The organism is Thauera humireducens, from assembly GCF_001051995.2.
Lineage (GTDB): Bacteria > Pseudomonadota > Gammaproteobacteria > Burkholderiales > Rhodocyclaceae > Thauera > Thauera humireducens.
The window spans coordinates 1052550-1066832 of sequence record NZ_CP014646.1 but is presented as its reverse complement, the minus strand read 5'-3'; the positions used below and the strand labels follow the sequence as shown (position 1 = coordinate 1066832).

13 protein-coding genes and 1 tRNA gene are annotated in these 14283 nt (G+C 67.3%); 7 read left to right on the top strand and 7 right to left on the bottom strand.

The features are described 5' to 3' along the window. Positions 1 to 4: 4 nt before the first annotated feature. Together hpnD and hpnC are read right to left on the bottom strand one after the other, a co-directional pair. The gene (hpnD, locus tag AC731_RS05005; RefSeq protein WP_004251155.1) at positions 5 to 838 is read right to left on the bottom strand and encodes a presqualene diphosphate synthase HpnD; all 834 of its coding nucleotides are present in this window, start codon (positions 836 to 838) and stop codon (positions 5 to 7) included. Then, positions 835 to 1668: a squalene synthase HpnC gene (gene hpnC, locus AC731_RS05000; RefSeq protein ID WP_048709696.1), complete on the bottom strand. Its 834-nt coding sequence runs from the start codon at positions 1666 to 1668 to the stop codon at positions 835 to 837. Before hpnC ends, hpnD begins: the two co-directional genes overlap by 4 nt. A 254-nt stretch (positions 1669 to 1922) precedes the next feature. Between hpnC and AC731_RS04995 the strand changes: the two genes are divergently transcribed. The 6 genes from AC731_RS04995 (at position 1923) to AC731_RS04970 (ending at position 9891) form a co-directional block, all read left to right on the top strand. Next, positions 1923 to 2600, top strand: coding sequence for an ABC transporter ATP-binding protein (locus tag AC731_RS04995; protein WP_048709693.1), 678 nt, complete (start codon positions 1923 to 1925; stop codon positions 2598 to 2600). Next, positions 2597 to 5149 (top strand): ABC transporter permease, encoded by a 2553-nt coding sequence (locus AC731_RS04990; RefSeq protein ID WP_048709690.1) that lies wholly within the window; start codon positions 2597 to 2599, stop codon positions 5147 to 5149. The genes AC731_RS04995 and AC731_RS04990 overlap by 4 nt, the downstream gene beginning before the upstream one ends. Before the next feature lie 70 nt (positions 5150 to 5219). Next, positions 5220 to 6353: a lipocalin-like domain-containing protein gene (locus tag AC731_RS04985; RefSeq protein ID WP_048709688.1), complete on the top strand. Its 1134-nt coding sequence runs from the start codon at positions 5220 to 5222 to the stop codon at positions 6351 to 6353. Between the two features lie 69 nt (positions 6354 to 6422). Further along, positions 6423 to 7493 (top strand): dTDP-glucose 4,6-dehydratase, encoded by a 1071-nt coding sequence (gene rfbB / locus AC731_RS04980; protein ID WP_048709686.1) that lies wholly within the window; start codon positions 6423 to 6425, stop codon positions 7491 to 7493. After that, complete coding sequence (gene rfbD / locus AC731_RS04975; RefSeq protein ID WP_048709684.1) at positions 7490 to 8377, top strand: dTDP-4-dehydrorhamnose reductase; 888 nt, start codon at positions 7490 to 7492, stop codon at positions 8375 to 8377. Before rfbB ends, rfbD begins: the two co-directional genes overlap by 4 nt. A gap of 68 nt (positions 8378 to 8445) precedes the next feature. Next, positions 8446 to 9891, top strand: coding sequence for a mannose-1-phosphate guanylyltransferase/mannose-6-phosphate isomerase (locus AC731_RS04970; protein ID WP_004251173.1), 1446 nt, complete (start codon positions 8446 to 8448; stop codon positions 9889 to 9891). A 124-nt stretch (positions 9892 to 10015) separates the two neighbouring features. Here AC731_RS04970 and AC731_RS04965 read toward each other — a convergent pair. From AC731_RS04965 to AC731_RS04945, 5 genes are all read right to left on the bottom strand, one after another. Next, positions 10016 to 10100, bottom strand: a tRNA-Leu gene (locus tag AC731_RS04965). Between the two features lie 270 nt (positions 10101 to 10370). Further along, positions 10371 to 10631, bottom strand: a complete 261-nt coding sequence (locus AC731_RS04960) for a DUF6455 family protein (protein WP_004251210.1) — start codon at positions 10629 to 10631, stop codon at positions 10371 to 10373. Positions 10632 to 10733: 102 nt separating this feature from the next. Beyond that, on the bottom strand, positions 10734 to 11255 hold the full coding sequence (gene def, locus AC731_RS04955) for a peptide deformylase (RefSeq protein WP_004251212.1): 522 nt from the start codon (positions 11253 to 11255) through the stop codon (positions 10734 to 10736). Further along, positions 11252 to 11659, bottom strand: coding sequence for a hypothetical protein (locus AC731_RS04950; RefSeq protein ID WP_232435041.1), 408 nt, complete (start codon positions 11657 to 11659; stop codon positions 11252 to 11254). Before AC731_RS04950 ends, def begins: the two co-directional genes overlap by 4 nt. A gap of 21 nt (positions 11660 to 11680) precedes the next feature. Beyond that, positions 11681 to 13714 carry a sigma-54-dependent Fis family transcriptional regulator gene (locus AC731_RS04945; RefSeq protein WP_004251218.1) on the bottom strand — a complete coding sequence of 678 codons (2034 nt, stop codon included), beginning with the start codon at positions 13712 to 13714 and terminating at the stop codon, positions 11681 to 11683. Positions 13715 to 13935: 221 nt separating this feature from the next. On the opposite strand from AC731_RS04945, the gene AC731_RS04940 reads away from it, so the two are divergent. Further along, positions 13936 to 14250 carry a hypothetical protein gene (locus AC731_RS04940; protein WP_004251221.1) on the top strand — a complete coding sequence of 105 codons (315 nt, stop codon included), beginning with the start codon at positions 13936 to 13938 and terminating at the stop codon, positions 14248 to 14250. Positions 14251 to 14283 lie beyond the last annotated feature (33 nt).

The following is a 14283-nucleotide window of genomic DNA, read 5'->3' as shown; positions in this document are numbered from 1 at the left end:
CAGTTCAGCCCTTGAACCACGTGGTGCCCGCCAGCCATACCTTGCGCAGTGGCGTCAGCGAGGTACGGCGGTCCAGCACCTGGAAGCCGTCAGCCGCGATCTCGCGCAGCAGCGTGCGGTAGATGGCTGCCATCACCAGGCCCGGGCGCTGTGACTTGCGGTCGACCTGCGGCAGCTGGGCGAAGGCCTGTTCGTAGAAGTGTTCGGCGCGCTCGGCCTGGAACTTCATCAGGTCACGGAAGGCGTCGGAATAGCGTGCCTCGAGGATGTCCTTGGCGGGCACGTTGAAGCGCTGCAGGTCCTCGATCGGCAGGTAGATGCGGCCGCGGCGGGCATCCTCGCCGACGTCGCGGATGATGTTGGTGAGCTGGAAGGCGAGGCCGAGGTCGTGCGCGTACTTGAGCGTCTGGCGGTCCTGGTAGCCGAAGATCTCCGCGGCGAGCAGGCCGACAACGCTGGCAACGCGGTAGCAGTAGAGCTGCAGTCCCTTGAAGTCGAGGTAGCGGGTTTGCGACAGGTCCATCGCCATGCCGTCGATGATCTCGAGCAGTTGTTCCTGCGGCAGGTTGAAGCGCGTCAGCACATCCTTGAGTGCCTGGCCGACCGGGTGGGTGGGCGTGCCGGCATAGGTGCGTGCCACTTCCTGGCGCCACCATTCGAGCTTGGCCTGGGCCAGGGACACGTCGTGGCATTCGTCCACCACGTCATCCACCTCGCGGCAGAAGGCGTACAGCGCGGTGATCGCCTGGCGCCGCTCGGGCGGCAGGAACATGAAGCTGTAGTAGAAGCTCGAGCCGCTCTTGGCGGCCTTGTCCTGGCAGTAGTCGTGCGGATTCATGCGATGTTCCGGTAGTTCAGGGCGCGCCCAGCCAGGCGCAGCCAGTCGCCCTTGCCAAGCACGGGCCGGTGGCGGAATACGTCGTAAGCAGTGGCTTCGATGCGCTCGAGGATGCGCAGGCCGCCCAGTACGATCAGGCGCAGCTCCCAGCCGAGGCGGCCGGGCAGGGCGCGGGCGAGCGGGGCGCCATCGAGCATCATGCGGCGCGCGCGTTGCACCTCGAAGTCCATCAGCGCGCGCCAGGCATCGTTGCTGCGACCGGCGGCGATGTCGTCCTCGGTAACGCCGAAGCGCGCCATGTCGTCCTGTGGCAGGTAGATGCGCCCCTTCTGCCAGTCGATGGCAACGTCCTGCCAGAAGTTGATCAGTTGCAGGCTGGTGCAGATGGCGTCCGAGCGGCGCAGGTTGTCCGGCGTGGCGGCATCGTACAGGCACAGCAGCAAGCGGCCGACTGGGTCGGCGGAGCGCCGGCAATAGTCCTGCAGTTCGGCGAAGTCGCAGTAACGCGTCTTGCCGACGTCCTGCGAAAAGGCGTCGAGCAGGTTGCGAAAGGGCTGCAGGGGCAACTTGTGCGCGCGGATCGCGCCGCCGAGACGGGCGAACATCGGCGCCAGCGTCTCGTCCTTGACCGCGACGCCATGGGCACAGGCCTCCAGCGCGAGCCGATAGTCGTGCAGCCGCGCCAGTCTCGCCACCGCCGGGGCATCGCCCTCGTCGGCAACGTCGTCGGCGCTGCGGGCGAACGCATAGATTGCCTCGACCGGCTCGCGCAGGTGGGCCGGCAGCAGCAGGGAGGCGACAGGAAAGTTCTCGTAGTGATCGACCGGCATGCGGGGCGGGGGACGGGGAGGGCGCCGTGGCCCAGAGCGCGCGCGGGCAGGCGGGCGGAGTATATACGCGAAACAGCATCGATCCCGGATTCGCGTGGCTGGCGGCCTGTCGCTCGTCTGTCGTGGCCTTCCGTTGCACTCGTCGGGCACGGCCGATGCAACCAATTCGCTTGCGGGATGACAAAATCGCGTTCCTCGCGGCGGCCTCGCCGCGTCCGTTTCATTCCGGCGCCTTGCCGCCCCGAGATCGCCTCATGCTCAGCGTCCAATCCCTTCGCAAGAATCTCCCCGGCAGCCCGCCACGCCTGTTGTTCGATGACCTGGTGCTGGAGGTGGCAGCAGGAGAGTGTGTCGCGATCGTCGGCGAGTCTGGAACGGGCAAGTCGACGCTGCTCAATTGCATCGCCGGGCTCGAGCCGGTCGACGGCGGTCGTATCCGGGTCGGTGGCCAGCGCGTCGACGATCTCGACGATGACGCGCTGGCCAGGCTGCGGCGCCGCGCCTTCGGCTTCGTATTCCAGGCCTTCCACATCCTGCCGCACCTGAGCCTGGTGCAGAACGTCGCGCTGCCGCTGTGGCTGCTGAAGGTGTCCGGCGCAGAAGCCCTGCACAAGGCGCGCGCGCTGCTGGTGCGGGTCGGCCTTGGCGAACGGGCCGACGATGCGCCGCACACGTTGTCGGGGGGAGAGCTGCAGCGGGTGGCGATCGCGCGTGCGCTCGTGCATGCACCGCGCGTGGTGCTGGCCGACGAGCCGACTGGCAACCTCGATCCGGGCCGCGCGACCGAGGTGCTCGACCTGCTGCTGGCGCAGATCCGCGAGCAGGGGGCCGCGGGCGTGCTCGTGACGCACTCGCGCGCCGCTGCCCGACGGGCGGACCGGGTGCTCGAACTCGGTGCCGGGAGGCTCGTCGACATCACGGGCTGCGCATGAGCGCGCTGGTGGGGCGCCTGTTCCTTGCCAGCCTGCTGCGCCGACGACTGGCGACGGCGCTGTCGCTGCTCGCGATCGCGCTCGGGGTGGCGCTGGGGCTGGCGGTGCAGCTGATCCATGCCGCCGCACTGGATGAGTTCGGGCGTGGGATGCGGCTGATTGCCGGCGACGCCGATCTGCAGCTGATCGGGCCGCGAGAGGGCTTCGACGAGGCGATCTACCCCGTGCTGGCCTTGCGGCCGGAAGTGGCGGAGGCCAGTCCGCTGCTCGTCGTCGAGGCCAGGCTGCCCGGACGCGAGGACAGTCTGGAGATTCTCGGCGTGGACCTGTTCCGCATTGCGCGGGTGCAGCCGGCGCTAATGCCGCTGGCTTCCCGCGCTGGCGGTGAGGACGGGCGCTTCGCGGCGCTGCAGCCGCACAATGTCTTTCTTTCGGCCGAGGCGCGGGCGCGGCTGGGCGAGCCGCAGCTGCGCAGCGACGGCCAGTCCGCGCCGCCTGCGGTGCGCGAGGGCATGCTGTGGGTGCAATCCGGGGTGCGCAGCTTCGCCCTGCAGGTCGCCGGCGAGTTGCCCGGCGCGAGCGGCCGGCTGGCGGTGATGGATCTCGGCGCGGCGCAGCAGCACTTCGACGGCGTGGGCGTGTTGAGCCGCATCGACCTCAAACTGGCAGCGGGTGTCAGTCCCGATGCAGCGCGGGTGGCGCTGGCGCCGCTGCTGCCGCCTGGCCTTGCGCTGCGGGTGCCGGAGGCTGCGGCGAGCGAGGTCGGTGCCCTGTCGCGCGCCTATCGGGTCAATCTGACCATGCTTGCGGCGATTGCGCTGATCACCGGCGGCTTCCTGGTGTTCTCCACCCAGCTGTTGTCGGTGGCGCGCCGCCGGCGGGAGTTCGCCCTGCTGCGCGCGCTCGGGCTGGAACGCCGGGAACTGCTGCGCGGACTGCTCGCCGAAGGAGCATCGGTCGGGCTGGCGGGTGGCGTGCTGGGCGTGGCCTTGGGCCATGGGCTGGCCGTGGCGGCATTCCAGCTGGTGGGGGGCGATCTTGGCGCAGGATTCTTCCGCGGGACCCGGCCGCAGTTGCAGTTCGATGGCGTGTTGATCGCGGGCTATCTGTTGCTGGGTGTCGCCGCCGGTGTCGCGGGGACGTGGCTGCCGGCCCGCGAGGCCTCGCGGGTGGCACCAGCGCGCGCACTGAAGGCGGGGGAGGCAGCGTACGCGGGCCTGTCGCAGGCGCGGGGCCGGCCTGCCGTGGGTCTGGGTCTGCTGGCGCTGGCCGCCACCGCGTGTCTGCTGCCTCCGCTGGCGGGCATTCCCGTCGGTGGTTATGCCGCGGTGGCGTGTCTGCTGGCGGCGGCCGTGCTGCTGTTGCCCCGGCTGGCTCGTGCCCTGTTGCCGTTGCTGGGGCGGGCGCAGGGCGTGGGCTGGCGCCTGGCACACGCGCGCCTGTCGGCGACGCCCGGCCAGGCGGTGGTCGCGGGCGCGGGTGTCATCGCCAGCGTGGCGCTGGCCTCGGCGATGGCGATCATGGTCAGCAGCTTTCGTGTCTCGGTCGACGACTGGCTGACGCAGGTGCTGCCTGCAGACCTCTACGTGCGCGCGTCGTCGTCCTCGGGCAGCGGTTACCTGGATGATGCGGCGCTGGCACGGATCGCGGCAGTGCCCGGCGTGGCATCCGTGGATACGACGCGCTTGGTCAACCTGCGCATCTCGGACGATGAGCCGCTGTTCAGCGTGCTGGCCCGTCCGGTGCGCGGCAACTGGGGCCTGCCGCTGATCGCGGGTTCGACTGAGCGGCCGGTGGCGAGCGAGATGCCGCCAGCCTGGATCTCCGAAGCGGCAGCGGATCGCCGGCGTATCGGCGTGGGCGACCGTCTGAGCCTGCCGCTGGGCGGGCAGATGCGTGAGTTCGTCGTTGCGGGCATCTGGCGCGACTACGCGCGCCAGCACGGTGCTGCGCTGATCGAGCGTGCGGACTACGTCGCGCTGACGGGCGACCGTCGCATCAACGATGCGGCCATCGAAGTCGAGCCGGGCATGCCGGTCGGCGAAGTGGCGGCAGCGCTGCGCGCGGCCTTCGGCGCAGAACACGTGACGATCGCGCTGCCCGGCGAGATCCGCGCGATCAGCCTGGAGATCTTCGATCGCACCTTCCTGATCACCTACCTGATGGAAGCCGTCACGATCATGATCGGCCTGTTCGGGATCGCGACCACCTTTGCCGCACTGGCAACGACCCGCGAGGGCGAGTTCGGCATGTTGCGGCATCTGGGCTTCACGCGGGGCGACGTGGGCCGCCTGATTGCGATGGAGGGTGCGCTGACCGCCGGCCTCGGTGTGGTGTCCGGCCTGCTCGCCGGCGGTGCGATCGCGTGGATCCTGATCGAGATCGTCAACCGCCAGAGCTTTCACTGGAGCATGGAACTCGCCGTGCCATGGACGGCCTTGGCGACCTTTGCGATCGGACTGGTGCTGCTGGCGGCCGTGGTCGCCCGGCTGGCGGGGGCGCGTGCGATGCGGCGCTCGGCGGTGCTGGCGGTGAAGGCGGACTGGTGAGGGCAGGGTGATGAAGACAGCCGGGTTGGGGCAGCGAGTGATTGCGTACCTGTGCAGGGCAGTGGCGAGAATGGGCAACTTCTCGCTGGGCACGGTGCTTGTCGGTGCGTGGATGGTCGTTGGAACGCTGATCTTCCCTGGCCCTGTCGTCGCGCAGGTCGCGCCGACTACGCCGCCCTATCCCCCGGTCCTGTCCGGGCAGGCGCTGCAGTTCCCCCGGGACTTCGGCGCTCATCCGGACTACCGTACCGAATGGTGGTACATCACCGGCTGGCTCAGGGACGAGGCCGGCGTCGAGCGCGGCTTCCAGCTCACCTTCTTCCGTGTGCGGACGCGGATCGGCGAGGACAACCCGAGCCGCTTCGCGCCAAGCCAGTTGGTGCTCGCGCATGCGGCCGTGGCCGACCCCGCGACAGGGCGTCTTCGCCATGCGGAACGCGCCGCGCGTGCCTATCCGGGGCTGGCCGAGGCGGTGGAGGGCAGGACGGTCGTGCGGGTCGGCGACTGGTTCCTGGCGGGCGGCGAGGCAGCGCTTGCCGGCTATCGCAGCCGCATCGAAGCGGAGGATTTCGGCTTCGAACTCGAGTTCGAGCCGGGGGGCGCGCCCGTGCTGAATGGCAGCGCGGGGTTCAGCCAGAAGGCGCCGGATCCGATCAACGCCAGCTACTACTACAGTCGCCCGCAGTTGAAGGTGTCGGGCACGCTGAAGCTGGACGGCAGGACCTTGGCCGTGACCGGGCACGCCTGGCTCGACCACGAGTGGTCGAGCGAGATCCTGCCCGAGGGTGCGCGCGGCTGGGACTGGATCGGCATCAACCTGCACGACGGCGGCTCGCTGATGCTGTTCCAGATGCGTGACGGGGAAGGGCGGGCAATGTGGGCGGCGGGCACGCTGGGCGATGCGCAGGGCGGGGCGAGGCGCTTCCGGCCCGACGAGGTCCGCTTCGAGCCGCTGCGGTACTGGCAGTCGCCGCGCACCGGTGCGCGCTACCCGGTGGAGTGGCGCCTGCATCTGGCCGATGGCCGCATCCTGCACCTGGCCCCGCTGATGGACGACCAGGAACTCGACAGCCGGGCATCCACCGGCGCGGTGTATTGGGAGGGCGCTGTACGTCTGCGCGAGGCGTCGCCGGATGGCCAGGAACGCGAGACCGGACAGGGCTACCTGGAGATGACCGGCTATGCCGATCGCCTGAGGATGTAGCACAAGCTGTGGGCGATTCGCGCGGCAATGCGATAATCCCGCACATTGTCATCGGGCGGAGCTTCCAACTTGATTCTCGTGACCGGCGGCGCCGGCTTCATCGGCGCAAATTTCGTCCTCGACTGGCTCGCACGCAGCGACGAGCCCATCCTCAACCTCGACCTGCTGACCTACGCCGGCAACCTCGAAACGCTCGCCGCGCTGCGGGGCGATGCGCGCCATGTCTTCGTGCAGGGGGATATCTGCGACCGTGCCCTGGTCGATCGCCTGCTGGCCGAGTATCGGCCGCGCGCGATCGTGCATTTTGCGGCCGAAAGCCATGTCGACCGTTCGATCCACGGCCCGGCCGCCTTCGTGCGCACCAACGTCGAGGGCACGTTTACGCTGCTGGAGGCCGCGCGCACCTATCGCGAGACGCTCGAGGCCGGGGTGCAGGCCGCGTTCCGCTTCCTGCACATCAGCACGGACGAGGTCTATGGCTCGCTCGGCCCGCAGGATCCGCCCTTTGCCGAAACCAAGACCTACGAGCCGAACAGCCCGTACTCGGCGAGCAAGGCCGCCAGCGACCACCTCGTGCGCGCCTGGCATCACACCTACGGCCTGCCGGTGCTGACGACCAACTGCTCGAACAACTACGGCCCCTGGCAGTTCCCGGAGAAGCTGATTCCGCTGGTGATCGTCAATGCTCTGGCCGGCAAGCCGCTGCCGGTGTACGGCGATGGCCTCAACGTGCGCGACTGGCTGTACGTGACCGACCACTGCAGCGCGATCCGCGAGGTGCTGGCGCGCGGCACGCCAGGCGAGACTTACAACGTCGGCGGCTGGAACGAGAAGGCCAACATCGACATCGTGCGCACGATCTGCACCCTGCTCGACGAGTTGCGGCCTTCGCCCGAGGGCGGCTACGCACGCCTGATCTCCCACGTCACGGACCGCCCGGGCCATGACCGCCGCTACGCCATCGATGCGCGCAAGATCGAACGCGAACTGGGCTGGCGTCCGGCCGAGACTTTCGAGACCGGCATCCGCAAGACCGTGCAGTGGTATCTCGACAACCCGCAGTGGATTGCCGACGTGCAGAGCGGGGCATATCGCGACTGGGTGGCCGCCAACTACGGCGACCGGGGGCAGGGCGCATGAGAATCCTGCTGCTGGGCAAGAACGGGCAGGTCGGCTGGGAAGCGCAGCACGCATTGGCGCCGCTTGGCGAAGTGGTGGCGCTGGACCGCAGCGGCCGCGACGGGCTGTGCGGCGATCTGGGTCAGCCCGATGCACTCGCCGCTACCGTGCGCGAACTGGCGCCTGCCGTGATCGTGAACGCCGCAGCGTATACGGCGGTCGACAAGGCAGAGAGCGAGCCTGCTCTGGCGCAGCGCATCAACGCCGATGCGGTGGGCGTGCTGGCGCGCGAGGCTGCGGCCTTGGGTGCGTTGCTGGTGCATTACTCGACCGACTACGTGTTCGACGGCAGCGGTGAGCGGCCGTGGCGCGAGGATGACGCCACCGGTCCGTTGTCCGTCTATGGCACGACCAAGCTTGCCGGCGAGGACGCGATCCGGGACAGCGGCTGCGATCACCTGATCTTCCGCACTTCGTGGGTGCATGCGGCACGCGGCGGCAACTTTGCCCGCACCATGCTGCGCCTGGCGGCGGAGCGCGAGCGGCTCACCGTCATCGACGACCAGATCGGCGCGCCAACCGGTGCGGACCTGATCGCCGATGTCAGCGCTCACGCAATCCGCAGTACGCTGGCGGACAGCAGCCTGTGCGGCACCTATCACCTGGCGGCGTCCGGCCAGACGAGCTGGCATGGCTACGCCAGCTTCGTCATCGAGGCAGCCCGCGCCGCGGGACGGCCCTTGGCCGTGCGAGAGATCGCCCCTATCCCGACATCGAGCTATCCGACGCCGGCAGTGCGCCCGCTGAACTCCCGGCTTGACACGACCCGGCTGCGCATCCGCTTCGGCCTCCATCTGCCGGACTGGCGTGAGGGTGTGAGCCGCATGCTGGTCGAAATCGGCTGACCGCCGGCAGTCACCGCCTTCAACACCTCAAGTACAACACCTCGACGACAGCACAGGATCTTCCCGACATGATCATCAAGAGCGTCATTCTTTCCGGCGGATCGGGCACGCGGCTCTGGCCGGCGTCGCGCGAGAGCTATCCGAAGCAACTCCTGCCGCTGACCGGCGAGCGTTCGCTGCTGCAGGAAACGGGCTTGCGGCTGAAGGACTTCGGCGCGCGGGAGGTGGATCCGCGTCCGCTCGTCGTGACCAACGAGGAATACCGCTTCATCATCGCCGAACAATTGCGCCAGATCGGCGTACGCGCTCCGCAGATCGTGCTCGAACCCTTCGGGCGCAACACCGCGCCGGCGCTGACGCTCGCCGCGCTGGCCGCACAGGAGGAGGGCGATCCGATCCTGCTGGTGATGCCGGCAGACCATGTCATCACCGACATCGCCGCCTTCCAGCAGTCGATCGCGGACGGCAGCGCCTTCGCTGCGGATGGCGCCCTGGTCACCTTCGGCATCGTGCCGGACCGGCCCGAAACGGGTTACGGCTACATCCGCAGCGGCGAGGCACTCGCGGAGGGGCGCCTTGGTCGAGCCTTGGTCGAATTCGTCGAGAAACCCGACCGCGACACCGCGCAGCGTTACGTCGATAGCGGCGAGTACTTCTGGAACAGCGGCATCTTCATGATGAAGGCCTCGGTGTGGCTGCGGGCGATCCGCCACTTCAACCCGGATATGGCGAACGCCTGCGAGGCGGCCTATGCGGGTCGCAAGCCGGATGCCGATTTCATCCGCCTGGAGCAGGGCGCTTTCGAGCGCTGCCCGAGCGACTCGATCGACTATGCGGTCATGGAACGGCTCGCCGACGCGCCTGAGCTTGGTACGGGCGTGGTGGTACCGATGGCGGCCGGCTGGTCGGACGTCGGCGCCTGGGACGCGCTGTGGGCCGTGTCGGACAAGGATGCCGCCGGCAACGCGGGGCGTGGTCAGGTGCTGTTCGAGGACTGCCGTAACACGCTGGTGCATTCGGGCAGCCGCCTGGTGGCGGCGGTCGGCTGCGATGACATGGTCGTGGTGGAAACGCCGGACGCGGTGATGGTGGCGCACAAGGACCATACGCAGGACGTGAAGAAGGTCGTCGCGCGCCTCAAGGCCGAAGGCCGCAGCCTGACGAAGAGCCATCGCAAGGTGTATCGCCCGTGGGGCTGGTACGACTCGATCGATGCGGGCGAGCGCTTCCAGGTGAAGCGCATCGTTGTCAATCCGGGCGCCAAGCTCAGCCTGCAGATGCATCACCACCGGGCCGAGCACTGGGTCGTGGTCAAGGGCACGGCCGAAGTCACCTGCGGCGAACGGACCTTCCTGCTGGGTGAGAACGAGTCGACCTACATCCCGCTAGGTCATACACACCGGCTCGCGAATCCGGGCAAGGTGCCGCTGGAGATCATCGAGGTGCAGTCGGGCAGCTATCTCGGCGAGGACGACATCGTGCGCTTCGAGGACACCTACGGACGCAGCAGCTGATTCCTGGGTGGGCGCTGGCGGGAACCGGGTCGGCGTCGACCCGGTGTGCCAAATTCACTCCGCAGGATCCTGCTCGAGGCGCTGTGCTGCTGTACCGAGAGCCTGAAAGCCTGGCGCTTTCAGGTGGTGCGGGGGAAGAGACTCGAACTCTCACGCCTTGCGGCGCTGGAACCTAAATCCAGTGCGTCTACCAATTCCGCCACCCCCGCATCCTGGGTGTGCCAAAGCGGGGCGCATTATACACAGCCGCGGTGCTGCAGGATGGCTTGGTGTCATCGTTCGGCCGAGTCTGGCGGTGCAGACGCATTTCGCTTGATCCTTCGTATGACGTCGCTGACGTCAAAGGAATGATGCGTAAAAACACCATAATTTGTGTTATGTAAACTACGATTCGCCACAGGAGCCTGGAGTTGCACTGTCCCAGACTCCCCTAGACGGAATTGACCGATGCCAGGTTGCTGGCGAGGCCGATCACCCGCTCAGTGGCTTCGGTAAGGCTCGAAGGCTGCGGCGTTCGGGCAAAAAGCCAGTGGGCTGGACTCCGGGCGCTTGCCGTCCAGCCAGGCGCTGCAGACCTCGGGCTGTTCGCAGCCGCGGCAGCGTCCGATCATTGCGCGGAATGTCACGCCGTTGTCGTCGCAGATGATCTTTGAGCTATCGACGTCGAGCCGCTGGATCATGCGTTGCATCATGGTCATGCGGCGCTGAGTTCGTTCGGCCCAGTTCTTGATGATGTTCATTTCCGGTCTCCTCTGTGTGGGTCGTCCAGTGAGGCTAGACCGGTGACGGGGAATTGCTTTGATGCGTATCAAAACGGCGCAGCGCTCCAGTCGCGCCGGGACTTACGCGAGCTCGGGAAACAGAACGTCGGTGTACCCGAAGCGGCGCAGATCCTTGATCCGCATCGGATAGAGCACGCCAAGAAGGTGGTCGCATTCGTGCTGCACGACGCGCGCGTGAAAGCCCTCGGCGGTACGGTCGATGGCCTTCCCCTGCGGATCGAAGCCCCGATAGCGGATCCTCACGCTGCGTGGGACCATGCCTCGCAGGCGCGGTACGGAAAGGCAACCTTCCCAGCCCTCTTCCGTGGCGTCGTCGAGCGGTGTGATCTCCGGATTCAGCAGGATCGTACGCGGCACGGGCGGGGCGTCCGGGTAACGCTCGCTGCGTTCGAACCCGAAGATGACGACCTGCAGGCCCACACCGATCTGCGGTGCGGCCAGCCCGACACCACCGCTCACGGCCATGGTGTCGAACATGTCTGCGATCAGCGCTTCTAGCTCGGGCGTACCAAACGCGGTCACCGGGGCGGCCGGCTGCAGCAGACGCGGGTCGCCCATCTTCAGAAGTGTGCGGACGGTCATGTCGTCGGACGACCCTCGCCCGCAGGCTTGTCTGCGTCCACCAGTGCATAGGCATCAGCGACATAGGCCGGCCCCTTCATCACGTAAACGATGAAGGCGCCGATGGCAGCGGTGAACACCACCGTCCAGTGCAGCACGACGACGCCGGTGACGTAGATATCGACCATGCCGATCCGCGCGAGCGCTTCGTGCGAAATATTGCCCCATTCCAGCAGGCGAACGACGAGCGATGGCAGGACGAGCGCGATCGTTCCGAAAATCGTGATGGCAGGCAGCTTCCGCAGGATGCGGGTTTCGAGGCCGGCCGGTGTGCGGGTGAAGCCGGGCAGTTTCCTGAAGCAGTTCATGGCACCAATTCCTGTCGATGGATGCGTTTGCAGCATCCGGGCCGAATTCTGCGCCAAGTGCTTCTTGAACGCCCGGATTCAGCCGATCTTTCCGAGTTTTCGGTACAAGGTGTTGCGGCTGATGCCGAGCCGACGTGCAGCGGCGGATACGTTCCCACCGACTTCACGCATCACCGTGGCAATCGCATCGAGCTCGATCTCGTCGAGACTGCGGGGGGCTGCATTTGCTGTCGGTGACGCAGTCATGATCGGTGGTGCATCAGTGTGTTCATTGACCAGCGGCGAACGGTTCGGTTCTGCGTCGTCACGTTGCTGATCCGCGCCGAAGAGTTCCTCGGGGAGATGGAAGGCTTCGATGACGCTTTCGTCGTCATCGAGCAGTGCGACGGCCACCCGGATCACGCTCTGCAACTGGCGGATGTTGCCCGGCCAGCCGTACTGCTCGAAGAAACGCATGACGTCGGCGCCAATGCTGATCGGGGTGCCACGAAGCGACGCTGTCTCGGCCCTGAGGATGCGCTCCACGAGGCAGGCAACGTCGGTGCGTTCGCGCAAGGCGGGCAAGGTGACGGTCAGGCCGTTCACGCGGTAGTAGAGGTCCTCGCGGAACTCGCCGCTGGCGACGGCTTCGCGCAGCACGCGGTGGGTCGCGCACACGAGCGAGATATCGACCGGGATCGTCTTCATCGAGCCGACGGGCGTGACACAGCGCTCCTGCAGCACACGCAGCAGGCGGGTCTGCATCGCCAACGGCATGTCGCCGATCTCGTCCAGGAACAGGGTGCCGCCGTGTGCCTGCTGCACCTTGCCGATGGCGCCTTCCTTGCGCGCACCGGTGAATGCGCCGCCGGCATAGCCGAACAGTTCGGACTCGATCAGGTTCTCGGGGATCGCTGCGCAGTTCAGTGCAATGAAGGGGCCGTCTGCCCGTGGCCCGCTGTTGTGGAAGGCCTGGGCGAAGATCTCCTTGCCCACGCCCGATTCGCCCTGAATGAGCAGGGGAATGTCCTTGCCCGCGATCCGCTTGGCGCGCTGCAGCGCGCGCTGCATGCGCTCGTCGCCGGTGCATAGCGAGTCGAGATTGGGCTCGCGTGCAGCAGCATGGCCGCCGTGCCGTGCAGCCTGAGGCAGCGAGCCCCCCTGCTCCACCACCAGCTGGGGATTGGCGAGCGCGAGCGGTCGTTGAGCGCGCGCCTGCACGTAGATCTCGCCACCCTTGCGCAGGTCCAGCCTGACCATCGAATTGGGCGCCGCCTTGCAACGATCGAGGATCACGCCCAGGCTGGGGCGGAAAATGTCCGACAGCTCAGCGGCGTCACGCGACAGGCCCATGCCCGCAAACCACTCGCGTGCCACGGGATTCAGCCCCAGAACGGCGCCGTCAGGGCTCACGGCAATCATGCCTTCCTGCAGGCTGCCGATGTATTCGGGACGCGAGTGGAAGGCGAGCAGGATGTCGTTGGAGAACTCCGCCTCGAACAGGCGCTTCTCCAGCAGTTGCACCGACAGGCGCACCAGGCCCAGCGTATGGCGCTGGGGATTGCGATAGTCGCCCGAGATGTCGAACACGCCTGAGAGCTTGCCCCGGGCGTCGAATATCGGCGCTGCATTGCACGCAAGAAAGATGTTCTTGTCCAGATAGTGTTCGGCGCCGAGCACCTCGATGGGCAGGCGCTCCGCGATGGCGGTGCCGATGCCGTTCGTGCCGCGCACATCCTCGCTCCAGCATGCACCGGGCTGCAGCGAGACGCGCTCCGCACGATCGACAAAACCCGCATCGCCCAGGCTGTGGATGATCATGCCGTCGGTGTCGGCCAGCAACACCATGCTGCCCGAGGCGCGGATCTGCTCGAACACGTGCTCCATCACGCCACTGCCGAGCTCCAGCAGGCGGGCGCTGCGCTCCCGGGACTCCGACAGGCGGCTGCGGCCTGCCGGATCGATTGCCTGCGCGCTGCGGTGGTCGAGCCCGAAGTCGCGACAGCGCTCCCACGAGCGCAGGATCAAGGGCGAGAGCTCATCCTCGTCGGGCATCTCGTCGCGGAAGAAGCGCTCGCGGGCATGGGCGAGCCGTTCCTCGCGAGCATCCCTGAGTTTGGGAAAACTCGTCATCTCCAGAATCTCCTCCGCGGGCTGTTTGCCAGCCTCATATGACTACGTCGAGCGTGTGTGCCAAAAAGTAGCACCTGCATTGCATTGACGCAAACCCTTTGGCGTATCGCCGCCGCTCACGGCCCGTTTCAAGGTCGCCGCTGGGCTGACGGCGACCCGGACGTGTAGAGGCACGACTCTTGCGTACGCTTAGCCATCTTCAGCGTAACGGGAGTCCAGCGATGACAGCCCTTCTTCCGCCCACCGATTCCATCCTGCGTCGCCACTTCGACCAGATCGCCGCAAGTGCCGGGCTTCCGCCCCTGCCGGAGGACTCGGTCCTGCGGCGTCATCACGCACAGCTGCTCGAAAGTCGCCTCAGTGCGCGCGCACGGGTAGCGGATCAGGCGCCTTTACGCGAGGTTGAGAAGAAGACGCCGCAGCCCGCCATCGAGCGCGTCACGCAACCGAGCCTGCGACCGATTCCGGCCCCTCCGGCCGAACCCGTGCAATCGAAGGGGTGGCTTGGGCGCGTGCTCGACAAGTTGTTCAGTTGACCCTGCGAGGGCCTTTGGGTTCGACCTGTGGCC